The sequence below is a fragment of the Achromobacter arsenitoxydans SY8 genome, from assembly GCF_000236785.1.
Classification (GTDB): Bacteria; Pseudomonadota; Gammaproteobacteria; order Burkholderiales; family Burkholderiaceae_B; genus Achromobacter; species Achromobacter arsenitoxydans.
Map to the genome: position 1 here is coordinate 12,471 of NZ_AGUF01000086.1, position 21,920 is coordinate 34,390.

Sequence of the window (21,920 nt, forward strand, 5' to 3'; positions counted from 1 at the left end):
GGATGCGCATGCCTTGTGGCGGCCGCCCGGCATGGGCGGCCAACGATATGCCCCAGGCAACGGGCTCGGATCTGTCTATGGCGAATGCAATCATGGCGTCGGTCGCCCGGCCCACATGCGTGTCCGGGAAGATTCTGGGAAATGGCGCAAGCCAACTCTGGCAATGGTAGGAACCGCCACGCCCGATTGCTATCGGTTCTGTCTGAAAAGGTCGGGAAAACATTGATGCCGGCTGCGGTCGGCTTGATACTGGCGCCTGGCGCGTTGCAGGAGGCCGGTTTCGAATTCCCTTGTGGTGAATCCGGCGGCGATGCCGCACCTTCAGTGATTGCGGAAAATCAGATCGAAGATCTGTCGCCGCGCATCTCCACCCACGATTTCGTACTAGTCTTAAGTTTTTCGAAGGATTGGGATACCTGTACTAAGTACCGTCCTTGACTCGGGCACTACAGTGGTGGCACTTGAAACCAAGAAGGCAGTTAAAAGAAGGGGGCGACGCATGAAGATATCTCTGGTAATCGCCGACGACCATCCCGTGCTGATCGCGGGCGTGAAGCATGAATTGGCGGATTTCCATACGATCTCCATCGTGGGAACAGCCAGCAACTCGACCGAAATCGTCGACCTGCTGAGCCAGTCCCATTGCGACATCCTGGTCACCGATTACGTGATGCCGGGAGGGGACTTCGGCGACGGCATGACCATGCTGTCATTCCTGCGCCGCCGCTACCCTGAACTGAAAATCATCGTGTTCACCACGATGGAAAACCGCGCGATCGTGGCGGAGATGGTCAAGGTCGGTGTTCGCGCCGTGCTGAGCAAGGTGGACGTCATCGGCCACCTGATCTCCGCGATTCACGCGGTGTATGCCGGCGCCACCTATTTTTCACCCAGGCTGCGTCCGCCCACGACGCAGGATGGCGCGCCGCAGCCCGAGCCCGTCAAGGGATTGACGCGCCGCGAGACCGAGGTCGTCCGGCTTTATGTGTCCGGCGTGTCCATCAACGAGATCGCCGAACAGTTCAATCGCAGCAAGCAGACCATCAGTTCCCAGAAGGCAAGCGCAATGCGCAAACTCGGGATCGCGCGCGACGTCGAGCTGTTCCGGTTTGCCTATGAATCGGGATTGCTGGCGGAAGGCGGGGATCTTGTGGTCGACGAAGACGGGTCGGCACTGTCGCTAGCCAACGAGTAGTCGGAGGGCTCCCGGCGCGGGCGGGAGGCTCGGGTAACTGCTTGCGGGTAATCCCTGACGCCGCCGGGGCGGGCTGACTTCGCCCGCGGCGCGGGATAGGATGTGCCTTCCATCAACGGGAGGCGCCATGGATTGCTCGGTCGAAGGAAAAGTTGCGTTTGCGGACGGTCATGCCTATCACTTCGCCACGGTGGACGCCGCGCTGGCGTTCGCGGAATGCGTGAAAGGCAGCGCCGATCCCGGCCAGTGCGCGGCGGCGCACGGCAGCACCAGCCGCGTCAGGCTGGAGGACGTGCAGGCGCAGGAAGAGGCGGAACGGCGCGAGGAAGACGGGCCGGGCATTGCGTCATAGTTCCGCCGTCGGCCGGCGACTGTCCGGACAGTCCCATTGGCGCGGAGACGACGGCGCAATGCCGTGACGGACATAAGGCCCTGGCCTTCGCCATCGTCGCGATAGCGAAGGCCGCGGCATTATTGCCTGGTCAGGTAGTCGATCAGACGTTCGCGCGCCTGATCGTCGTAGTCGAACACCAGGTACTGCCCGGCGTTGCGCGCGGGCGACTGGATGGTGCCCACGCCATACAGCGGCGGCGTATTGCGCGTGCCGAAACACCCCTGCGGAAACGCCACTTCGTCCACGTTCAAGGGGCCGGCGTGGCGGCTTATGACGATTTGCCGCTGCGGCTTGCGCACTTTGCAGCCCTGGGCAAGGGCGTCCTGCACGATGGTGCTGTCCATGATCGAGCGATCGGCGTCCTGCGGCGTCCGTACTGCAAACCCGTAGCCGGAGTACGGCTGAACGTCACGGTCGGCAACGACCGGCGCCGTTGTCCGCGCCGCCGATGCCGAAGAGGCTACGCCGGCCCCGGCCTGGCGTTCGGCCATCGACGGCCTGATTGCCGCTTGTCTGCCGTCGTTGTATGCCGGGACCGCGGCGGGTTGTGTCGCTGACGCGGGAGGAGGGTTCGCGGTGGGCAGGCGGACGGGCGCTGGCGTGCGGTTTGCGGCGGATGAGGCGGCCGGAGCAGCCGCAATGGCAGCCGGCAGGACGTTGTCGGAGAATCGCAGCGACAACACCAATCGGTCGAAGGCCGGCAGCCATTGCTGGTACTTCGCCGAAGCGTTGGCGGCCTCGCCTGGCGCGCCTGCACCGCAAACCACGCTCCAGGTAAAGCCAGGAACGCTGATCACGTAGAGCTTCATGAACGCCAAGCCTTCCTTGCCCTTCGCCGTTGACGTCACCTTTGCGGTGTACCAGTAGACAAGCCGTTCGCCCACGTGCATCTGCCCACCATCGCTGACGCTCATCCTCAGCGTTGGATCCTCCACCCGGCTGTCCAGAATTTCCGCAAATTGTTCGGGTGTCGCCGGATTGGCAAGCATGCGGGCATTGACCTGTTGTTGCGACAAGCCTCGCGTGCGCGGCTCCACCATGGGTTTGAGGTGGCATTGCAGCATCCGGTTGGGGTCGACCTCGACCGGGTCGACGACGATCACGCCGAACCGTCCGTTGCGCTTGATCTTGTGCGACCAGTTTTGCGGCGCCGTAAAGGTGACGCCCATCGACGGCACGCTGACGACATTGCCGGATGAGGGGGGCGTCGCGGGCGGGGACGCAGCGGGCGCGGGCGTGGGGGCGCGGGACAAAGCCGACGCCGGAGTGGCAAGGGCGGCGGCGCCCTGGCAGAGCATCGCCGAAGCGATCAGGCAGCGCAATTTCATGGCTTTAGTTCCGGGTGGATGTCGTCGGCTGCGCCTGGTTCTGGATCACGGCAAGGAATTGCGGATCGGACGCCAGCGCTTCGATATTCAGGCGGATGAGGTCGTTGAGGGCGCCCAGCACGTTGAGAAATTTCGGTGTCGTGCGTTTGATTTCCTTGACCGAGCTGTAGACCACGTCGCCATTGGATTTTTCCGCCACGGTGTACACCACGCGCAAGGTCCAGTCGATGTTCATGCCCAGCTCGTCCACCATCAGGTTCTGCACCTCGCCCGTCAGCTCGCGGCTGATGGAAGGGCCGGCAACGGTGATCCCGATCGCGCGCAGCTCCGTAAACGCGGCATCGCGGATGATATCGGCCACATTGCGTTCGAACAGCACGGTGCCGACTGCGGTGTTGCGCGCCTGATTGGGCAGAATTTGCGAGTAGGTTGAACGGTACGCGCCGGGAGGGCCGCCGGTGTGTTGCTGCGAGGTGGACAGGCCCGCATTGGGGTAACGCGTGGCTTGGGGGTCGGCGCCGCCACCCGGCAGGCTCTGCAGGTATTTGTTGGGTTCGTAGGTGAATTGGCCGACGCCGACGTCGCCGGTGGCCGCCAGCGCCGATGCTGGCGAGTAGGTGTAAGGCAGCACTGGCGTGGTGCACCCGGTCAGCGTCAACACCGCGGCAGCCGACACGGCGCCTATCCACCTTCGCGAATTCTGCAGTAACGACATGGTTTGTCCCTGTTTAGCCAAACCAAGGGTTATACAAAATGCGTAAATTTATGTCACGAAATTAGTTCGGTCCGTGGGGTGATCATCCGCCCGGGCGCGGGGCCGCTGACGACCGTCAGCTGCCATTTTTCCTTAGTGGAGATTGCCGGCGGAAGTGCCTGCCGGACTTATGCCGCGGGGAGGGGCGAGGCTTGGCCCGCGCATGCCGGATGGCCGATTGCTCCCGCCATCGGGCCGGAGTCTGCGCGGTGGCGCGATTGCGGTTCCGCCCCTTGCGTGAGACGGCGGACGGCCTCCAGCACGTCGCCTGGATTGGCCGGCTTGCGCATCAGAACCGCGCGTCCTTCGCAGGCCTCGACGATCTCGTGCTCCGGCCGGCCGCTCAGCATTACCACGGGCGTTTCATGCAGGTAGGCATTTTCCCGCATGGCAGTCAGCAGTGCGCCGCCGTTCATGCCGGGCATGGAGAAGTCGGTGATGACGACGTCGGGGCGCAGGTCGATCATCTGTTGCAGCGCGGTCAATCCGTCCGTATGCGTCGTGACGTCATAGCCTTCGCCGCTCAGGAATTCGCTCATCAGGGCGACCAACGCAGGTTGGTCGTCGACCATAAGGATTTTCGTCATGATTGTTCAACGCCACGGACGGCAGCAATTTGGATGTTTGCCCGGCCTGGGTATCCGCAAGGCCGTGCCGAGATGGCAGTAAGTGGCGCACGGGGAAAAGCGTGGCAGCCGGACAGTATGGGGGTTGGCAGAGCGTGAAGGAAGGCCGAATCCTAGGGCAAGGACGCGCCGCGTTGGTGTCGTAATTGTATCCGTACGAAACGGAACCGGTTCCGGACCTGTATAGTTCACCAGTTCGAAGGATGGCCGGCGCAACGCGTCGTCCTGATAATTCTTCGCAGCCTCGCCTAGCGCAGTTCGCGCGTTTTCCCCTGAACTGGTACATCGCTCTCATGCTGAAATCGCCGCAGCCCGCCAGCCGCCTTGCCTTGCCCCGGACCTTGATGGCCGGTTTCATCTTGGCGGCAATGGCCACATTGGTCATCGCTTTCGTTAACGTGCGCTCTGCGGAAACCCGGACCCGGGCCGTCCAATCCATGGACCGGGCCACCGAGGCGCTCCGCCAGCTCAGTCTGTTCAATTCGGCGTTGAAAGACGCTGAAATCGGACAAAGGGGCTATCTGTTGACAGGCGATGCGTCCTATCTGCAGCCTTATCTGCGCTCGCTGCCGCTGATCGAGCAGCGTCTGGCGATAGTGAAGGAGGCTTCGCAGGAGGACGTCGCGCAGCGCCGGATCGCCAATGACATCGCGGGCATCACGCAGCAAAAGCTGACCGAACTGCATAACACGATCGAGATGCGCAAGGCGGGCGATGCCGAAGGCGCGCTGGGCGTGGTGCGCACCGACTCGGGCAAGGATGCGATGGACCGCCTGCGCGATCTGGTCTCCGAACTCTACGCGCTGCAGATGTCCCAGGTCCAGCAAGAGCGGGAAGCCTGGAACCAGGCCGCGTCGACTTCGACCTATTACTCCTGGGGCGGATCGCTGCTGTTGCTGCTGCTGATCCTTGCGTCGGCCGCCATGACAATCCGCGAATACCGCGCCAAGGCGCGCCAGGCCTGGGTCACGGCCGGCCTGTCGGGATTGAGCCTGCGCCTTCGCGGCGATCACCGGCTGGACGATATCGGCAGGCGGGCTCTGGACTACCTGGCGGAGTATCTCAATGCGAGCGTCGGGGCGGGCTACGTGGTCAATGGCGGCGACGATCTGGAGCTCTTCGGCGGTTACGCGCTGCCGGCCGAGCGCTTGGCGCAGAGAATCCCGTCGGCGCAGGGGCTCGCCGGACAGGCGGCCAGTTCGCGCAAGCTGCTGCATGTGCGCAATGTGCCCGCCGGCCATTTCGAGGTCTCGTCGGCCACGGGCCGCTCCAATCCCGCGGAACTGATCCTGGCGCCGGCCATGCAGAATGAGCGCGTCTACGCCGTGATCGAGCTGGGGTTCAACCATCCTGTCAGCGAGAGCGAGCGCAGCCTGCTGGAAGGGGCGTCCGAAATGCTGGCTTCCGCGATCCGCGCGGGCCAGGACCGGAGCCGGCTGGAGTCCTTGCTGGCGGAAACCCAGCGCCAGTCGGAAGAGCTGCAGACCCAGCAGGAAGAGTTGCGCGTCAGCAATGAAGAGCTGGAGCAGCAGAGCCGCATCCTGCAGGAGTCGCAGGCGCGCATGGAGCTGCAGCAGACCGAACTTGAGCAGACCAACGTCAACCTGGAGTCCCAGGCTGAGCAGTTGCTGAGGGTGCAGGGGGCGCTGACCGACAAGGCCCGCCTGCTGGCGCAGGCCAGCCAGTACAAGAGCGAGTTCCTGGCCAACATGAGCCACGAACTGCGCACGCCGCTGAATTCGACGCTGATCCTGGCCAAGCTGCTGTCGGACAACAAGCCGGGCAACCTGAGTCCCGATCAGGTCAAGTATGCGCAGACCATCCATGCCGCGGGCCGCGACCTGCTGGCGCTGATCAACGACATCCTCGACCTGGCCAAGATCGAGGCCGGGCAGGCGACCGTGGAGGTCGAAGAGGTCGCCATCGCGCCGGCGCTGCAGCGGCTGCTGGAGCCCCTGCGGCCGCTGGCGCAGGAAAAGCGCCTGGGGCTGGCGCTCGATATCGCGCCGGACGTGCCGGTATCCCTGCACACGGACCCGCAACGCCTGGGCCAGGTGCTGAAGAACCTGCTGTCGAACGCCATCAAGTTCACCGAGCAAGGCACAGTCGCGCTCAAAGTGACGCGCGCGCCCGGCTACCGGCTTGCGTTCGCCGTGCACGACACGGGCATCGGCGTGCCGGCCGACCAGCATGAACTGATTTTCGAAGCGTTCCGCCAGGCGGACGGCAGCACGCACCGCAAGCATGGCGGCACAGGCCTGGGCCTGTCGATCTCGCGGGACTTGGCCAAGCTCTTGGGCGGCGCCCTGACGCTGGTCAGCGTGCCGGGACAGGGCAGCGTGTTCACGCTGCTGCTGCCGATGCGCCTGGATGCCGCGCCGACCGCGCGGGATCCGCGCGACGCCGGCACGGCGCCGGCCGTGCCGGAGGTTCCCGCGCAGGCTGTTGCCCCGGAGAGGGGCGCGGAGTTGCCCGCCCTGAGCATGGCGGCGGTCGATGAACCCGTCGATGCGCCGCGTGCCCGGACCATTCTTGTCATTGAGGACGATGAGCGCTTTGCGGGCATTTTGGGCGACCTTGCGCGCGAGATGGGCTTTGGCTGCATTGCCGCCCACAACGCGACGGATGGCCTGACCCTGGCGGCCCAGCGGCGCCCCGACGCGATTGTCCTGGACATGAACCTGCCGGACTTCTCGGGCCTGGGCGTGCTGGACCAGCTTAAGCGCAATCCGCATACCCGCCACATTCCGGTGCACATCGTGTCGGTGGCCGATTACTCGCAGGAGGCCCTGGGCCGCGGCGCTATCGGCTATGCGCTCAAGCCGGTCAAGCGCGAGGAACTGGTCCAGGCGCTGCAGCGCCTGGAGGCCAAGTTCACCCAGAACGTGCGGCGCGTGCTGGTCGTCGAGGACGACGAGCGCCAGCGCGACAGCGTGCGCGAGCTGCTGGCGCGCGACGACGTGCAGATCGTGCCGGCGGCCAATGCCGCCGCGGCCCTGGACCTGCTGCGCGACGCCACCTACGACTGCGTGGTCATGGACCTGAACCTGCCGGACATGAGCGGCTACGAACTCCTGCGCGAAATGGCCGAGCAGGATAGCGTGTCGTTCCCGCCGGTGATCGTCTATACGGGCCGCGCGCTGTCGCGCGATGAAGAGCAGCAACTGCGCCGCTTCTCCAAGTCGATCATCATCAAGGACGCGCGCTCTCCCGAGCGCCTGCTCGATGAAGTGACGCTGTTCCTGCACCAGGTCGAGGCCGACCTGCCGCCGCAGCAGCGCCAGATGCTGGAGCTTGCCCGCAGCCGCGACACCGCGCTGGAAGGCCGCACGGTGCTGGTGGTGGAGGACGACGTGCGCAATGTGTTTGCGCTGTCCAGCATCCTGGAGCCGACGGGCCTGCATGTGGAGATCGCACGCAACGGACGCGAGGCGCTCGAAGCGCTGGGCCGCGCTGGCGCGGACGGCCATCGGGCGATCGACCTGGTCCTGATGGACATCATGATGCCCGAGATGGATGGCTATACCGCCATGCGAGAGATCCGCGCCCGGCCGGACTGGCGCCGCCTGCCCATCATTGCGCTGACCGCCAAGGCCATGAAGGACGACCAGGAAAAATGCCTGGCCGCCGGGGCCAACGACTACATCGCCAAGCCGCTGGACGTCGAGCGCCTGCTGTCCCTGGTGCGCGTCTGGATGCGGAAATAGGCGCGCGCCGCGCAATCACGGATAGAACAGACCATGCCCACATCGACCAGGGTGCATACCGAGGAGATCGAGCAGCGGCTGCTGCTCGACGCGATCTACCACCGGTATCACTATGATTTTCGCGAGTATGCGCAGGCCTCGCTCAAGCGGCGGCTGAAAAGCGCGCTGGCGGAGTTCGGCTGCAAGACGCTGTCGCAGCTGCAGGACCGCGTGCTGCACGAGAGCTCGGTGTTCACCGGGCTGCTGCAGTACCTGACGGTGCAGGTCAGCGACATGTTCCGCGATCCCAGCTATTTCCTGGCGCTGCGCCGCGAGGTCGTGCCCATTCTGCGCACGTATCCCTCGATCAAGGTGTGGGTGGCGGGGTGCAGCACCGGCGAGGAAGTCTATTCGCTGGCCATTCTGCTGCACGAGGAAGGCCTGCTGGACCGCGCGCTGATCTACGCGACCGACATCAATCCGCACGCGTTGCGCGCGGCCGAGCAGGGCGTTTACGACCTGGACCGGGCCGCGGCCTTCACCGCGAACCATGCGCGGGCCGGCGGGCGCAGTTCGCTGTCCGACTACTACACCGCGCGGTATGGGCGCGTCGTGTTCGACAAGACGCTGCGCGAGCACATGGTGTTCTCCGACCACAGCCTGTCCACGGACAGCGTGTTCGCCGAGGTGCATCTGGTTTCCTGCCGCAACGTGCTGATCTACTTCGAACGCGACCTGCAGAACCGCGCCCTCGGGCTGTTCCACGACGCGCTGGTCCATCGCGGATTCCTGGGCCTCGGGTCCAAGGAGTCGGTGCGATTTTCCGCGCTGGCGGGCGGGTTCGACGACTTCGTACTGGACGACCGCATCTATCGCAAAAAGGCGGAACTGTGAGCGAGCCTGTGCCGGATTGCCGAGTCGCCGACGGGCCCGCGGGCCCGTGGGAGGCGATCGTCATCGGCGGCTCGTCAGGCGCCATCGACGCCCTGAACATCCTGCTGCCGGCGTTGCCGGCAGGATTGCGGGCGTCGGTGATCGTGCTTCTGCACGTGGCGGGCGACCGCCCCAGCCGCCTGGCCGACATCTTCGGCCATCGCTGCGCCCTGCCCGTGCTGGAGGCTGAGGATCAGCAGCCGTTGCGGCCGGGGCATGTGTATGTAGCGCCGCCCGGCTACCACCTGCTGGTGGACCAGGGGCCGCGCCTGGCGCTGTCGATCGACCCGCCGGTGCTGTTTTCGCGGCCGTCGATCGACGTGCTGTTCCACTCCGCTGCCGATTGCTACGGCGAGCGGCTGCTGGGCGTGCTGCTGTCGGGCGCGAACGAGGACGGCGCCGACGGTCTGGCGTCGATCCATGCCGCAGGCGGCGGCGCCGTCGTGCAGGCGCCGTCCACCGCCGCCATGCGCGCGATGCCCGATGCCGCCCTGGCGCGTGTGCCCGAATCATTGGCGTTGTCCCCCGAAGACATCGCAGACCTGTTCGCCCGGCTGCCCGTACAGCGACTGCCTGATACAAGAATTTCCTGACACCATGATCCTTACCTCCTTCAAACCCCAAGACGACCGCATCAAGTGCCTGCTGGTCGACGACGTTCCGGAAAACCTGGTCGCGCTCGAGGCGCTACTGGCCAGCGACCGTGTCGAGGTCCTGAAAGCGCAGTCCGGCCCGCAGGCGCTGGAACTGCTGCTGGAGCATGGGGACGTGGCGCTGGCGCTGTTGGACGTGCAGATGCCCGACATGAACGGATTCGAGCTTGCCGAACTGATCCGGGGCAGCGAGCGCACGCGCCACATTCCGCTGATCTTCATCACCGCCGGCGCGCGAGAGCAGGGCTGGCAGTTCCGCGGCTACGAAAGCGGCGCGGTCGATTTTCTGTACAAGCCCGTAGATCCCTACATGCTGAAGACGAAGGCCAATGTGTTCTTCGAACTGCACGAGCGCCGGCGCGCGCTGGCGCAGCAGCTCGAAGAGCGCACCGAAGCGCTGCGCGTGAACGAGATGTTCATGGCGGTGTTGAGCCACGACCTGCGCAGCCCGTTGCAGGCCATCATCATGGGGGCCTCGCTGCTGCAGCGTCAAAGCGAAGACGCGCGCGCCGCCAGCCTTGCGCAGCGCATGCTGCTCAGCGGCGACCGCATGGCGCGCCTGATCGAAGACCTGCTCGACGTCACCCGGATCCGTCAGGCCGGCGGGCTGACGCTGGCGCCGGAGGCGCTTTGCATGGAGATGCTCGTTAACCGCGCGCTGGACGAGGCCCGGACGGGCCAGCCGGACCGGCAGATCGAATTCCAGTGTTTTGGCAATGCGGCGGGCAACTGGGACGGCCAGCGTATTTCACAGGTGATCGCCAATCTGATCGGCAACGCCTTGCATCACGGCAGCCGCGATGCGCCGGTGCGCGTCGAGGTGGACGGCGCGGCCGCAGACCAGGTCGTCGTCACCGTCATCAATGGCGGCGCCATTCCAACGGAACTGATGCCGCATCTGTTCAACCCGTTTCGCGGCGGCGCCCGTCCGCAGGGCGGCCGGCAGGGGCTGGGCCTGGGCTTGTTCATCGCGCAGCAGATCGTGCTGTCCCATGGTGGCCGCATCAGCGCGGAGTCGCGCGACGCCGTCACGCGGTTTCGGGTGGTGTTGCCGCGACAGGTCCAGGCGCCTGCGGTGCAGTGACGCAGGGGCGGACGGCTTCCGCTATGCTTGCCCGATGATGAAACAAGACTATCAAGACGCGCTGCGGCGCGTGCTGGATGCGCACACCGAGTCCGCGTTGCGCACGCTAGCGGGGCTGTTCCCGCGCCTGCCCGAAAAGGCGCGTGAAATCCAGTTCGGCATTTTTCCTGACCAGGGCGGGGAGGGCACATTTTCGGTGGTGATCGGCTTGGACGGTCCGGACCTGTATGTGTTGAACAAAGCCATCCAGGAGTATCGGTCACTCTTTGACGTGGTCCATGGCGAAAACGGCGTCTCCCCGCCAGTTCCGATGTTTTCCCAGGAACCGGCGTATTGCGTCCAGGACGCCATCGCCGATACAGCGGCTGACTGGATCGAAGCGCTTTGGGAACGTGCGGGGCGTGGCGTGTCGCCTTTGCCCGCGTTGGTCTATGCGGACGAGGATTACGGTACGGACCTGCCTCGCCTCCTGCCCGCGAAATAAGCTGGCGCGAAACAATCGAAACAATAGTTTGCGAAGCCGGCCGTGTCCTGGACGGTGGCGCGCTGCCGCCGCCGCCCTGCGCGGCAGGTCCGCGAGCCGCGTCGTTGCTGGATCTGCATCGGAGATCCCAGGGCGAGCATTTGCCGGCGCTTGCCGCCATGTACACGCCGTGAGGCGGGCGCCATGTTTCAGCCAGCGGCTAGCTTATTGCGATCCGTCCCCGAGTCGGTAGCATGCGCGCTCAGCTCTCCGATTCAGCCCATGCAAGGACCGATCCCATGCCCCTGCCGCGACTCGCCCTGTCCGCCCTTACGGTTGCGTTAGCCCTTTCGGGTTGCGCCACGAATCAGTTTTCAAGCAGCGAGGGCACCAGGGACGATGCCCGCTATGCCCAGCTGCTGGACATCATCGGCGAGGCGCTGAAGGCGGACATGGCCGTGGTGCTGGTGGCTGACCTGATGCCGCACGCGACGCTGAAAGACGCGATGACCATGACGAAGTGGACCGGCAATACGGTTTGGATGTTCGAAAAGGATCCGCGCATCACCTTCGGCCGCAAGTTCCAGAACAATGCGCTGCAGCGCGACAAGGACACCACCTACCTGTTCAAGGCGTTCGAAGTACATATCTTGCCGCCCGGCAAGTACTTGCTGACCGGCGGCGACGATTACAAACTGAACGCCTTGCTGGACCAGGTAGGCGCGAAGCCCGGCCCGGTGGGCTCGGGCCGCGGCGCAAATGGCACTGCCTATCTGTCGCCGGAGCTCTATCGCGAGTTCTTCAAAGAGACCAACTGGCACGAAGGCACCACCAGCACGCAGACCAAGACACGCCAGGTCTGCACGGCGGTGCACGTGGCGTCAGGCGCCTGCGTCAGCTGGGGCGAGCAGCAGTACACGGAGACCTCGCAGGGGTCGCGGGCCGGGTATTACGAGGACACGAACTCGCGCGACATTCCCGCGATCAAGGTGCAGTCGCGCGTTCCGCCGCAACTTGCCCTGGCCAGTTTCACGCTCAAGGGCGGCCAGTTGGTGCTGAGCCAGCGCATGCACATGAAGACGCCCAGCTACAAGTACAACCAGGCGGCGTGCCGCGCGGTCGAACCCAAGATGATCGAGTGTCCGCTGGAAGACTTTACGGTCTACACGTGGCCGGCGCCCATGGAGTTCACGCAGAAGTACATCGCGCAGCGTACGAACCTGAGCGATGCGCATCGTGAACTGTTGTCCAGGCTGCAGCCGATGCAGATTACGCCGCTGCGCAAGCAGGGCATGGAAGATCCGGTCTGGGGCGTGCCGTTGTCGTTGAACAAGGGCAGGTAAGGAAGCTGGGCCGAAGCGCCCCGGCTGTGCGGACGCTGTTCAGGTCCGCGCTGGGGGAGCTGCCGGCATGCGCGCCAGGGTCAGCGCAGGGTGGCGACGTCGACTGTCCTGGCCTCGCAGGCCTGCACCAGTTCGGCATCGTGGCTGGCGAACAGCACGACGCGATCCCGCGACCAGGTCTTGAACAGGTCGGCCAGGACGGACCTTGCCTGCGCATCCAGGCCGTTGCTGGGGCCGTCCGCGATGACGACGGCCGGATCGCCCAGCGCCGCCGCGGTCAGGTAGACCTTGCGGCGCGTGCCGGTGGACATCTGTTCGAAGCGCTTGTCGAGATGAGGTTCGAGTCCCAGCCGGAAGGCTACATCCAACACGGCGTCGTCCAGCGCGGCGTTTTTGTCCCGCGCCGCCTGTTCGAGAAAGCCGCGCCCCGTCTGCGCCGGAAACGCCAGGCAGTTGTCGGGCACATAGGCCAGCCGGGCCTTGGCCTGCGCCGGCGCGTGAGCCAGCGAATGCCCGTCGATCCAGACCTCGCCCGAGTCGGGCGCGACCGTGCCGGCGATGATGCCGAGCAAGCTGGACTTGCCGGTGCTGTCTTCTTCGCACAACGCCACGCATCCGGGCGGGAAGACATGGGTCAGCCCCTGGAACACGAGATGGTCGCCGTAGCGCTTGCTGAGATTGTCGATGCGTAGCATGCGGCAAGTGTACGCAGGAACGGATCGAACGGCCAGACGGGGCGTGGGGGGGCCGAAACCGCGGGGGCATGCACGCGGGCAAAAATACGCTACGCTCAAGTTTCGTAGCGCATCAGGCGCTGGTTGGAACATGGACGGGAGACGGCGTCATCCATGCGTAGATTCAACCCGGCATTCATCGGCCTGCGCGGGCTGATACTGATATTCGTCCTGCTCGCCGTGCTGGCGACCTTGTGCAACAGCCTCATCGTCGCTTACGGCGTGCAGCGCGATGCGCTAGTCCACTTCGCGCTTGAGTCCAATCGGGCGTATGCGTTCAAGGTTGCATCCACCATTGACGAGTTTCTGACGTCGGTGCATGCGCGGTTGGGCTACAGCAGCCAGCAGATCGGCAGGAACTTCGACAATCCGCAACTGCTAAAGGCGGAAGCCACCCGGCTTCAGGCGCAGGATACGGAGCTGAACGCCGTGCTGATCGTGGACGCTGCGGGAGCCATCCGGCAGACGCATCCCGATATGCCTGAGTTCGTCGGTTCCTTCATTACGTCGGACGAGCTGGCCAAGGCGCTGGCCGGGCGACGGCCAGATGTCAGCCCTGCCTACAGGGCGGCCAGCGGCAGGCTGATCGTCTTCGTCTCGCAGCCGATCTTCGGGCCCGGGGGGGAGTACCTGGGACTGGTCGGAGCATCCCTCTACCTGGAGGAGCACGGGGCGCTGCATAGTCTGATCGGTGAACATCAGCTCAGTGGCGCCTTTGCATTCGTTGCCGACGGCAACCGCCGCTTGCTGTATCACCCCGAGCATGAGCGGATAGGCGAGGCGCTGAGCTCCAGCGAGACCGTGGATGCGGCATTGCGCGGGGAAAGCGGCGAGATGCAGGCGCTGAACTATCAGGGCATACCCATGCTCGCCGGGTATGCCCATGTCGCGAGCGCCAATTGGGCGGTGGTCGCCCAGCAGCCGCGGGACGAGGCGCTGGCCCCACTGGGGCAGCTCATGCGGGACATGATCGTCAAGATCATTCCGGCAGGGCTGGCGGGGTTGGCGCTTATTCTTCTTGGCGCCATGCTGATCACGCGTCCGCTGCGGCAATTGTCCGCGCAGGTGGGGCATCTGGCCGAACCGGAGGCCGCCGCGCGGCTGCAGTCGGTCAAGGCCTGGTACGCCGAGGCGGCCTCGATCCGCCAGGCGCTCGTCTCGGGCGTGCAGCTTCTGCAGCAGCACCTGGGCCGCCTGAGTCACGCGGCCGACACCGACGCCCTGACCGGGCTGGCCAATCGGCGGGCCATGGATGCGGCCTTGAAGGTGCTGGACGCTTCCGACAAGGGGTACGCGGCGCTGGCGCTGGACATCGACCATTTCAAGCGCGTCAACGACACGTTCGGGCACGATGCGGGGGATGTGACCCTCAGGCGCATTGCGCAAATCATCCAGGAATGCTCGCGCACGGGCGACCTGGCGTGCCGCGCCGGCGGTGAAGAGTTTTGTCTGCTGCTGCCCGATACCGGCATGGATGCCGCCCGGGAGATCGCTGAGCGGATACGGTCGACCATTGCTGGCACACCGATCGACCCGGTCGGCAAGCTGACCATCTCCATCGGCGTCGCGCGCCGCGGGCCGGACACGCCTGCGTCGGACAGCATCCTCAAGCGTGCGGACGAACGCCTCTACCAGGCCAAGGCGGCCGGACGCAACCGCGTGGTGGCGGACGACGCCGCCGCGTGACGCGCCGCGCCTGACGGCTTGCCCGGATGCCAGTAGCATCGGTGATTAACCTCTTAGCTGGAGCTTTCATGGCCGCGCCTGTTCCTTTCTTTGCCCACGCCCGTGTCAGCCGCGACGAGCGCGGCGTCTACACCCTGCAGATCCACGACGCCAAGAGCCTGAACATTCTGGCTTCCGCGGTCACGCTCAGCCTGACCGATGCCGCGCGCTGGATCGCGGCGCAGGAAGACGCCCGGGCGGTTGTCATTCGCGGCACGGGCGACAGGGCGTTCGTGGGCGGCGCCAACATCTACGAGATGGCGGAACTGGATCCGCAGGGTGCGCGCGCTTTCATTACGCGGCTGCGCGATCTGTGCGACGCCGTGGCCGCGATTCCCGTGCCCACCATCGCGCGCATTCCGGGCTTTTGCCTGGGGGCGGGCATGGAGCTGGCGGCGGCCTGCGACATCCGGCTGGGATCGGCGGACGCCGTCTTCGGCATGCCCGAGGTGCGCGTGGGCATTCCTTCTGTCATCCACGCCGTGCTGCTGCCGGCGCTGATCGGCCAGGGGGCGACCAACTGGCTATTGCTGACCGGCGAGACGGTGGATGCGGCGCAGGCGCGGCAATGGGGCTATCTGGAGTTCGTGTGCGAGGCGGGTGGACTGGATGCGCTGGTGGAGCGCACGGTGGCGCCTATCGCGGCGAGCGGACCGCGCGCCGTCCGCTCGCAGAAGGCGCTGCTGCGCTACTGGGTCGGATCGACGGTGGAGGCCGGGCTGGACCGCAGCGTGGATGCGTTCGGCGACGCCTTCACCACCGACGAGCCGCGCCGCTACATGGCGCCTTTCCTGGCGCGCAAGCAGCACAAGGAGTCGACGTAACGGCGGGTCCGCTGTATGGGGTGCGCGTCATCGCAGCGCAAGATCTGGACTCCGTGCGGTGGACGCGAAGATCGAGCGGCAGTGAGCGGCCGCGCGGCGTTTTCAGGAACGGAATGTGCTGGTGAACGTAAACACCAGCTAAAGGAGCCGGAAATGAATGCCGTTGCGAACGAGATGGAGCAGTGCATAGACAGCTGCATTGCCTGCTACCGGCAGTGCGTACAAACTGCGATGCATCATTGTCTGGAAACGGGAGGAGAGCATGTGACGCCTCACCATTTCCGGCTGATGATGGGATGCTCCGAAATGTGCCGCACCGCGGCGCACACGATGCTTGTAGGCGTTGAGAACCATGGGGTGGTCTGCGGCGCCTGTTCCGTTCTTTGCGCCGACTGCGCGGCAAGTTGCGAGGGAATGGACGGAATGGACGACTGCGCGCGGGCCTGCCGCGAGTGCGCAGAGATCTGCGGCAGGATGGCTGCTTGATCATGCCGCGCTGATGCGCTGCCGCATGACGCGTGAGTGCTAGACTGCGCCGTTCAACTCTCGTTCCGATTTCCGCCATGGCCCTGCACAGCTGGCTCATCTATCTGGTCGCGGTCACGGGCCTGTCCATCACGCCCGGCCCCAACACGTTGCTGGCGCTGACGCACGGCGCGCTGCATGGTCATCGCAAGGCCTTGTGCACGATCGCGGGCGGGGCAGTGGGCTTTATTGCGCTGATCGCCTTGTCCATGCTGGGCATCAGCGCGCTGCTGAAGGCCTGGGGGCCGGCGCTGACCGTCTTGAAGTGGGTGGGCGGCGCCTATCTGATCTGGCTCGGCATCCAGCTCTGGCGCGCGCCCGGCGTGCAGTTGCGGCCGGCGCCCGACATGCCGCGGCCGCGGCGCGGCTGGATGTTCAGCCAAGGCCTGCTGTCGGCGATTTCCAATCCCAAGGCGCTGCTGTTCTACGGGGCGTTCCTGCCGCAGTTCATTGATCCGGCGCGCAGCCTGTTCATGCAGTTCCTGATCATGGCGGGCACGTTTGCGGTGATTGAGTTCGTGGTGGAGTACGTGCTGGCGCGCCTGGCGCATCGAGTGCGTCCCTGGCTCGAGCGCGCCGGCCGCCGCTTCAACAAAGTGTGCGGCGGCCTCTTCGCCGCGATGGGCGCGGCGCTGCCGGGTTCCTGACGCGCTTTCTTTCGATATCTACTGCACCTGGGTCGGCGTCGCCGCGCGCGAAGTCTGGGCCGGCATGCGTTCGACGTTCAGCGCGTTGGGCTCGCTGGGCGACGGACGGACGACCACGGCCTGGTTGATGCTGTTGGCGCCCAGGTTGGGCAGATCCGACGGGCGGGCGGCCACGGCGGCGAATGGTCCGCCGCCGCCCGCCGGCACGCCGTCCAAGGTCAGGTTGGCGGCCCAGGCGCCGTTGCTGCGCGACAGCACCTGGTAGCGCTGCGGCGCGCCCGCGGCGCGCGCGACGACATACAGCGTGCCGTCGGTGAGGCTGATTGCGGGCGGCGAAGCCGCTTCGGCGTCCAGCCTGGCCGGCTTGCCATGTTCGACCAGCCAGAGCTGTCCGCCCGCGCGTTCCAGGATCGCAAGCGCGACATTGCCTTGGGCGTCGGCATTGATGGCCGGGCGTCCGATGTAGGGCACGCCCAGGTCCTCCGGGGCGCTCCAGTCCATGTTCAGGTCGGTGGTGTCGCCGGCTTCCAGCAGCTTGGTCAGGTGGTTGTTGCCGCGCTGGCGGAAATAGAGTTCGATCCGGTTTTCGTGGTTGCGGATCGCGGCCAGTCCGCCCGCAGCCTCGGGCGCCGACACGCGGCGCCAGTCCTGCCATTCGGGCTGCTGGCCCTTGCTGGGCGGCAGCTGGCGGGTATAGAAAAGTTCGCCCCGCGCCGCGACGGCGAAGATGACATAGCGGCCGTCGGCGCCGCGCGCGGCGGCGGGGGCGCCGGTGACGCCTTCAAGATAGGGCAGGTCCTGCCATGTGCTCCAGCTGCCGTCGATGCCGGTCGGCGCGATCCAGTGCAGCAGGCCGTCGTAGCCCAGCGCCACGGCTGCCGCTTCACCGCGGGGCGCCACGGCCGGGATCTGCGTGACGCGCATGCCGCCCAGCGCCTGCCAGCCCTGCCAGGTGCCGTCATGGCGTTGCTTGTTCGCCCACACGCCGCCCAGCGGGTCGCGCGCCATCAGGCCGGCCGTGCCGTCCGCGTGCGCGAAAGACACCACCGGGCCGGTGGTGCGTCCGCCCAGACTCTGCCAGCGGCGTTCGCCCGAATCCCAGCGATTGACGGCGGCATTGGTTTCGCCCGCGGCGAACACGACCAGACCGCCGCGGCCGTCGGGATAAAGCTGCGGCGCGATGTCGTGGCGCGACACGTAGTAGGCGCGCTGCACCCAGGCGGCGGCCGGGCCGGCGGGTTCCTTGCAGCCGGTGGGGCCGGCGCAATAGTGGTAGTCGTTCCAGGCGTAGTGCTGGAAGATCACCGACTTGCTGGCGATCTCGGTTTCGGTCAGGTTGGTGGCGCGCTCCTGGCTGGGGTAGTCGATATAGCCCGTTTCGGCGTAGTTGCCGGGCGCCCGGACCATGGCTTCGCGCGCCAGCCGCGCGCTGGCGATATGGTCCGGATGCCCGTGGCCGGCGCAGCGCCAGCAGAGCTGCGTGTAGGGCACGCTGATCGTGTCGTCCAGGTGGCGCACCGTGGTGGGGGCATATTGGCGGATCAGGTCGGCCAGGGTGTCGATCAGCTGTTCGCGCGTGTAGGTGGCCGCATAGGGGCCCAGCGTGTCGACGCTGTGTCCGGGTTCGGATTCGGTGCGGCTGAGCGGCGTCAGGCTGCCCCAGCCCTTGCCTAGCCAGGGGTCTTTCAGGCGCATGTGCCAGAGCTGCACGCGGGGATTGTCCTGCAGGGTGAAGCGCGCGATCTGGCGTCCGCCGGCGGTGCCGGTGTCTTCTTTCCATACGTCGGGTTTGTGCGCCATGTAGGCGTATGCCGCGCGCACGCCGCGCTCGCGGCCGAGCATGTAGCCGTCGCCTTCGCCGGCATCGCTGGCGGTCAGGTACACGACGCGCACGCAGCCGCCGGCCTCGATGTTGGAGGCGACGTCGGGGTTCATGAATAGCAGGTCGTCATCCAGGTGGGCGACGAAGGCCAGGTCCTTGATGCCGTGGCATTGCTCCAGCGTGGGAGGGGCAGCCAGCGCGGGGAGGGAAATCAGGACTGCGGCCAAGCCGCAGAGCGCCAGGCGGAATGGGCGCAGCAAGGCAGTCAAAACGGGCATAAAAAAAGCGCTGCATACGAAGGTGCAGCGCGTCTTGAGTGGTAAAGAGTGCGGAAAGTATAGCTGTCGCCCGCGCTTGGCCGGCAATAGGAGCAAGCCCGGTGTGGCGGGCGCCCGACGCTTTCTCGGCAAAGATAAACGGGGGCGCATGGCGATGAAATAGGGACGTGTGCAAGGGGCAAAAAAAGGGACGCCGGCAAGGCAGGCGTCCCCGGTGCATCAGCGCGCCGATTCGGCGCTGACGGCCAGTGTTGCGGCGCGTGCAGAGCGGGTCCGGCGCTCCAGCATCACGGCCCACAGCCACAGGGGCAGGCTGGCGATGGCGAGCAGGCTGCCGACCCAGCCGGTCGACGTCCAGCCGAACCCCGCCGCAATGGCCAGGCCGCCCAGGAAGGGGCCGAGCGCGTTGGCGGTATTGAAGGCGGAGTGGTTCAGCGCCGCGGCCAGGCCCTGGGCGTCGCCCGCCACGTCCATCAGGCGCGTCTGCAGCACGGTGCCCAATGCGCCGCCGACGCCCACCAGGAAGACGTTCAGCGTGATCAGCCAGACGTTGTGCGCCATGAATGGAAACAGGGCCAGCACCACGGCCGACCACAGCAGCAGCAGTCCTGCCGTGCGCATCACCGCGCGGTCGGCAAAGATCGGCACCACCATATTGCCCACGGTCAGGCCGACGCCGAAGGCGCTGAGCACCAGCGGCACGGTGGCCGGGGAAACCTGCGTGACGGCGGTCAGCGTGTCGGCCAGATAGGTGTAGATCGAGAACAGGCCGCCGAAGCCGACCGCGCCGATCGCCAGCGTGATCCAGACCTGCCCGCGGCCCAGCGCGCTCAACTCGCGCAGCGGGCTTGCCTGCGGGTCGGCCGGGGTGTCGGGCGCATGGAGGTGGACGCTGATCATGGTCAGCACCGCCAGCAGCGAAACCAGGCCGAAACTCCAGCGCCAGCCGATGACCTGACCCAGCCAGTTGGCCAGCGGCACGCCCACGATGGTGGCGACGGTCAAACCCAGGAAGACGCGGCCCACGGCCACGGTGCGACGGCTGGGCGGCACCATCGAACTGGCCACCAGCGACGCAATGCCGAAATAGGCGCCATGGGGCAGCCCGCTGAGAAAACGGAAGAACAGCATCCAGTGGTAATTGGGTGCGACCGCGCTCAGGCCATTGCCAACGGCGAACAGACCCATCAGGGCAATCAACAGCCTGCGGCGCGGCATTCTGGCGCCCAGGACCGCGAGTATGGGCGCGCCGACCACGACCCCCAGCGCGTAGGCGCTGATGACATGGCCCGCGGTGGGCGCGTCTATGCCAAGCGACTGCGAAAAATAGGGCAGCAGACTCATCGTGGCGAATTCGGTGGTTCCGATGGCGAAGCTGCCAATGGCGAGTGCAAGCAGCACCAGGGCGGGCCGGTGCGGCGTTGAAGAAGAATGGGGCATGGGGCTACGGAGGGAGATTCGGATTGTGCAGTGCAGCGACGCCATTGTAGGGCGGCGTTGCTGTCATTTTCATGTCACGCCGCCCGTGTTCGGCTGGTAGTCGTAACTCATTACTTCAAATGAAACGCAATATGTCATGTACGACTTAACAATGTTTTGCATAAGACCAGTCCGATTTTAAGAATCCTTCGATGTTGCCCCCAAGTGCTTGATCACTATAGTTGGCTCGTTGAAAAAACCTTATTTAACAACGGCTTATGAGTGTGCCTAAGGCTGTCGCCGTCTCGATGTCGAGTAGGTTTCGCTCTAGAAAGTGAATACACGCACTATGAACCACATCTTTTCCCTCATCTGGAACGCCACCACGCAAATGTGGGTGGCCGTCGCTGAAACCGCGCGTTCGCGCAGCAAGCCGGGCCGGTCGCGCCGCGTAGCTTCGGCCGCCGCGGTTGTCTTGGGCGGATTTGGCGCCCTGGCGTTTTCGCCGGTCTCCCTGGCGGCGGGATCGGGCCTGCAACTTTGCGACCCGGCGATGGGGCCTACCCTTCCATCGGGGATTGGGTCTGGCAGCTCAGCGGGATCGGCGGGGGGGTTTCACGCCCTAACCTGCAGCGTTACCGATCTGGCTTTCACTTTGAACAATGCGGGTAGCGACACCGGCGCCTCGGGATATACCGCGTCGACCGCGCGCATTTCCGGATATGCCGACGGCACCCTGGAGCTGAAGGGCACCAGCGGCATCTCCATGCTGAACGTGGTCGAGATGAACGGCAACAAGATCACGCAGCTGGCTCCGGGCACGCTGGCGGCAGGCAGCCAGGATGCGGTCAATGGTTCGCAGTTGTTTGCCACCAATCAGAACGTAGCGGGCAATACCACTGCCATCAGCAATCTGGACGGCCGGGTCACGAGCAATACGTCGTCGATCACGGCGATCGACGGCCGCGTGACCAAGAACGCGGGCGACATCGTCAATCTGACGAACTCGCTGAACAACGGCACGCAGGGATTGGTGCGCCAGGATGCCGGGACGCGCAAGATCACGGTTGCCAAGGATCTGGACGGCACGCTGGTGGATATGACGGGCACGGCCGGTGCGCGCACGGTGGGCGGCGTGAAGGCGGGCGCGCTCAATGCGTCCAGCCTGGAAGCGGTGAACGGTTCGCAGTTGTATGCGACCAACCAGACCGTGTCGGGCAACTCGACGGCCATCGGCAGCCTGCAGGGCCTGGTGTCGAGCCAGGGGTCCACGATTACGGCGATTGACGGCCGCGTGACCAAGAACGCGGGCGACATCGTCAACCTGACGAACTCGCTGAATAACGGCACGCAGGGTCTGGTGCGCCAGGATGCGGTGTCGCGCAACATCACGGTGGCCAAGAATCTGGACGGCACGCTGGTGGATATGACCGGCACGGCCGGTGCGCGGACCTTGACCGGGGTGAAGGCGGGTGCGGTCAATGCGG

General features: G+C 65.6%; 19 protein-coding genes and 2 pseudogenes. 15 read left to right on the forward strand and 6 right to left on the reverse strand.

All coding sequences use genetic code 11. The annotated features are described in order from the left end of the window. Positions 1-141: 141 nt before the first annotated feature. The 3 genes from KYC_RS29565 to KYC_RS26010 all read left to right on the forward strand — a co-directional run bounded on the left by KYC_RS29565 (position 142) and on the right by KYC_RS26010 (position 1,547). Positions 142-438, forward strand: a complete 297-nt coding sequence (locus tag KYC_RS29565) for a hypothetical protein (RefSeq protein WP_167310280.1) — start codon at positions 142-144, stop codon at positions 436-438. A 61-nt stretch (positions 439-499) separates the two neighbouring features. Continuing rightward, a complete protein-coding gene (locus KYC_RS26005; RefSeq protein WP_008168135.1) occupies positions 500-1,195 on the forward strand; it encodes a response regulator in 696 nt (231 codons plus the stop codon). Between the two features lie 127 nt (positions 1,196-1,322). Further along, positions 1,323-1,547 (forward strand): hypothetical protein, encoded by a 225-nt coding sequence (locus KYC_RS26010; protein ID WP_008168137.1) that lies wholly within the window; start codon positions 1,323-1,325, stop codon positions 1,545-1,547. Between the two features lie 119 nt (positions 1,548-1,666). On the opposite strand, the gene KYC_RS26015 is transcribed toward KYC_RS26010, so the two are convergent. The 3 genes from KYC_RS26015 to KYC_RS26025 form a co-directional block, all read right to left on the reverse strand. Continuing rightward, positions 1,667-2,917 (reverse strand): hypothetical protein, encoded by a 1,251-nt coding sequence (locus tag KYC_RS26015; RefSeq protein WP_008168140.1) that lies wholly within the window; start codon positions 2,915-2,917, stop codon positions 1,667-1,669. Positions 2,918-2,921: 4 nt separating this feature from the next. Further along, positions 2,922-3,632: a hypothetical protein gene (locus tag KYC_RS26020; RefSeq protein ID WP_081478115.1), complete on the reverse strand. Its 711-nt coding sequence runs from the start codon at positions 3,630-3,632 to the stop codon at positions 2,922-2,924. Between the two features lie 167 nt (positions 3,633-3,799). Continuing rightward, positions 3,800-4,258 carry a response regulator gene (locus KYC_RS26025; RefSeq protein ID WP_238531997.1) on the reverse strand — a complete coding sequence of 153 codons (459 nt, stop codon included), beginning with the start codon at positions 4,256-4,258 and terminating at the stop codon, positions 3,800-3,802. A 332-nt stretch (positions 4,259-4,590) separates the two neighbouring features. Here KYC_RS26025 and KYC_RS26030 point away from each other — a divergent pair, with 332 nt between their 5' ends. The 6 genes from KYC_RS26030 to KYC_RS26055 all read left to right on the forward strand — a co-directional run bounded on the left by KYC_RS26030 (position 4,591) and on the right by KYC_RS26055 (position 12,459). Continuing rightward, entirely contained in the window at positions 4,591-8,004 is a 3,414-nt protein-coding gene (locus tag KYC_RS26030; RefSeq protein WP_008168147.1) for a response regulator, read from the forward strand. Positions 8,005-8,037: 33 nt separating this feature from the next. After that, positions 8,038-8,877: a CheR family methyltransferase gene (locus tag KYC_RS26035; RefSeq protein WP_008168149.1), complete on the forward strand. Its 840-nt coding sequence runs from the start codon at positions 8,038-8,040 to the stop codon at positions 8,875-8,877. Next, positions 8,874-9,509, forward strand: a complete 636-nt coding sequence (locus tag KYC_RS26040) for a chemotaxis protein CheB (RefSeq protein WP_008168151.1) — start codon at positions 8,874-8,876, stop codon at positions 9,507-9,509. Before KYC_RS26035 ends, KYC_RS26040 begins: the two co-directional genes overlap by 4 nt. 4 nt (positions 9,510-9,513) lie before the next feature. Further along, entirely contained in the window at positions 9,514-10,653 is a 1,140-nt protein-coding gene (locus KYC_RS26045) for a hybrid sensor histidine kinase/response regulator (RefSeq protein ID WP_008168152.1), read from the forward strand. Positions 10,654-10,687: 34 nt separating this feature from the next. Next, a complete protein-coding gene (locus KYC_RS26050) occupies positions 10,688-11,137 on the forward strand; it encodes a DUF6389 family protein (protein WP_008168154.1) in 450 nt (149 codons plus the stop codon). A gap of 278 nt (positions 11,138-11,415) precedes the next feature. Continuing rightward, positions 11,416-12,459: a hypothetical protein gene (locus KYC_RS26055; protein ID WP_008168156.1), complete on the forward strand. Its 1,044-nt coding sequence runs from the start codon at positions 11,416-11,418 to the stop codon at positions 12,457-12,459. Between the two features lie 80 nt (positions 12,460-12,539). Here the strand turns inward: KYC_RS26055 and KYC_RS26060 are convergent, their stop codons facing one another. Continuing rightward, positions 12,540-13,154 (reverse strand): ABC transporter ATP-binding protein, encoded by a 615-nt coding sequence (locus KYC_RS26060; protein WP_008168158.1) that lies wholly within the window; start codon positions 13,152-13,154, stop codon positions 12,540-12,542. 153 nt (positions 13,155-13,307) lie between these two features. On the opposite strand from KYC_RS26060, the gene KYC_RS26065 reads away from it, so the two are divergent. The 4 genes from KYC_RS26065 (at position 13,308) to KYC_RS26080 (ending at position 16,914) form a co-directional block, all read left to right on the forward strand. Further along, a complete protein-coding gene (locus KYC_RS26065) occupies positions 13,308-14,879 on the forward strand; it encodes a GGDEF domain-containing protein (protein ID WP_008168160.1) in 1,572 nt (523 codons plus the stop codon). A 68-nt stretch (positions 14,880-14,947) separates the two neighbouring features. Then, positions 14,948-15,742, forward strand: a complete 795-nt coding sequence (locus KYC_RS26070; protein WP_008168163.1) for an enoyl-CoA hydratase — start codon at positions 14,948-14,950, stop codon at positions 15,740-15,742. Between the two features lie 174 nt (positions 15,743-15,916). Beyond that, the gene (locus KYC_RS30190) at positions 15,917-16,228 is read left to right on the forward strand and encodes a four-helix bundle copper-binding protein (RefSeq protein WP_476499122.1); all 312 of its coding nucleotides are present in this window, start codon (positions 15,917-15,919) and stop codon (positions 16,226-16,228) included. 77 nt (positions 16,229-16,305) lie between these two features. Further along, the gene (locus KYC_RS26080; RefSeq protein ID WP_008168167.1) at positions 16,306-16,914 is read left to right on the forward strand and encodes a LysE family translocator; all 609 of its coding nucleotides are present in this window, start codon (positions 16,306-16,308) and stop codon (positions 16,912-16,914) included. An 18-nt stretch (positions 16,915-16,932) separates the two neighbouring features. Here KYC_RS26080 and KYC_RS26085 read toward each other — a convergent pair whose 3' ends face one another. Together KYC_RS26085 and KYC_RS26090 are read right to left on the reverse strand one after the other, a co-directional pair. Beyond that, positions 16,933-19,014 (reverse strand): DUF8189 domain-containing protein, encoded by a 2,082-nt coding sequence (locus KYC_RS26085; protein WP_008168169.1) that lies wholly within the window; start codon positions 19,012-19,014, stop codon positions 16,933-16,935. 219 nt (positions 19,015-19,233) lie between these two features. Continuing rightward, positions 19,234-20,454 (reverse strand): MFS transporter, encoded by a 1,221-nt coding sequence (locus tag KYC_RS26090; protein ID WP_008168171.1) that lies wholly within the window; start codon positions 20,452-20,454, stop codon positions 19,234-19,236. Positions 20,455-20,782: 328 nt separating this feature from the next. Between KYC_RS26090 and KYC_RS30170 the strand changes: the two are divergent. Together KYC_RS30170 and KYC_RS26095 are read left to right on the forward strand one after the other, a co-directional pair. Further along, a pseudogene (locus KYC_RS30170) lies at positions 20,783-20,914 on the forward strand (ESPR domain-containing protein); the annotation flags it as partial. Positions 20,915-21,088: 174 nt separating this feature from the next. Then, positions 21,089-21,920 (forward strand): annotated as a pseudogene (locus KYC_RS26095) (YadA-like family protein); the annotation flags it as partial.

Coding starts and splice junctions, on each gene's coding strand:
- KYC_RS26020 (WP_081478115.1), bottom strand. CDS start 3,632: ATGTCGTTACTGCAGAATTCGCGAAGGTGGATAGGCGCCGTGTCGGCT.
- KYC_RS26005 (WP_008168135.1), top strand. CDS start 500: ATGAAGATATCTCTGGTAATCGCCGACGACCATCCCGTGCTGATCGCG.
- KYC_RS26010 (WP_008168137.1), top strand. CDS start 1,323: ATGGATTGCTCGGTCGAAGGAAAAGTTGCGTTTGCGGACGGTCATGCC.
- KYC_RS26030 (WP_008168147.1), top strand. CDS start 4,591: ATGCTGAAATCGCCGCAGCCCGCCAGCCGCCTTGCCTTGCCCCGGACC.
- KYC_RS26090 (WP_008168171.1), bottom strand. CDS start 20,454: ATGCCCCATTCTTCTTCAACGCCGCACCGGCCCGCCCTGGTGCTGCTT.
- KYC_RS26050 (WP_008168154.1), top strand. CDS start 10,688: ATGATGAAACAAGACTATCAAGACGCGCTGCGGCGCGTGCTGGATGCG.
- KYC_RS26025 (WP_238531997.1), bottom strand. CDS start 4,258: ATGACGAAAATCCTTATGGTCGACGACCAACCTGCGTTGGTCGCCCTG.
- KYC_RS26085 (WP_008168169.1), bottom strand. CDS start 19,014: ATGCCCGTTTTGACTGCCTTGCTGCGCCCATTCCGCCTGGCGCTCTGC.
- KYC_RS26065 (WP_008168160.1), top strand. CDS start 13,308: ATGCGTAGATTCAACCCGGCATTCATCGGCCTGCGCGGGCTGATACTG.
- KYC_RS26080 (WP_008168167.1), top strand. CDS start 16,306: ATGGCCCTGCACAGCTGGCTCATCTATCTGGTCGCGGTCACGGGCCTG.
- KYC_RS26070 (WP_008168163.1), top strand. CDS start 14,948: ATGGCCGCGCCTGTTCCTTTCTTTGCCCACGCCCGTGTCAGCCGCGAC.
- KYC_RS26060 (WP_008168158.1), bottom strand. CDS start 13,154: ATGCTACGCATCGACAATCTCAGCAAGCGCTACGGCGACCATCTCGTG.
- KYC_RS29565 (WP_167310280.1), top strand. CDS start 142: ATGGCGCAAGCCAACTCTGGCAATGGTAGGAACCGCCACGCCCGATTG.
- KYC_RS26035 (WP_008168149.1), top strand. CDS start 8,038: ATGCCCACATCGACCAGGGTGCATACCGAGGAGATCGAGCAGCGGCTG.
- KYC_RS26045 (WP_008168152.1), top strand. CDS start 9,514: ATGATCCTTACCTCCTTCAAACCCCAAGACGACCGCATCAAGTGCCTG.
- KYC_RS26055 (WP_008168156.1), top strand. CDS start 11,416: ATGCCCCTGCCGCGACTCGCCCTGTCCGCCCTTACGGTTGCGTTAGCC.
- KYC_RS30190 (WP_476499122.1), top strand. CDS start 15,917: ATGGAGCAGTGCATAGACAGCTGCATTGCCTGCTACCGGCAGTGCGTA.
- KYC_RS26015 (WP_008168140.1), bottom strand. CDS start 2,917: ATGAAATTGCGCTGCCTGATCGCTTCGGCGATGCTCTGCCAGGGCGCC.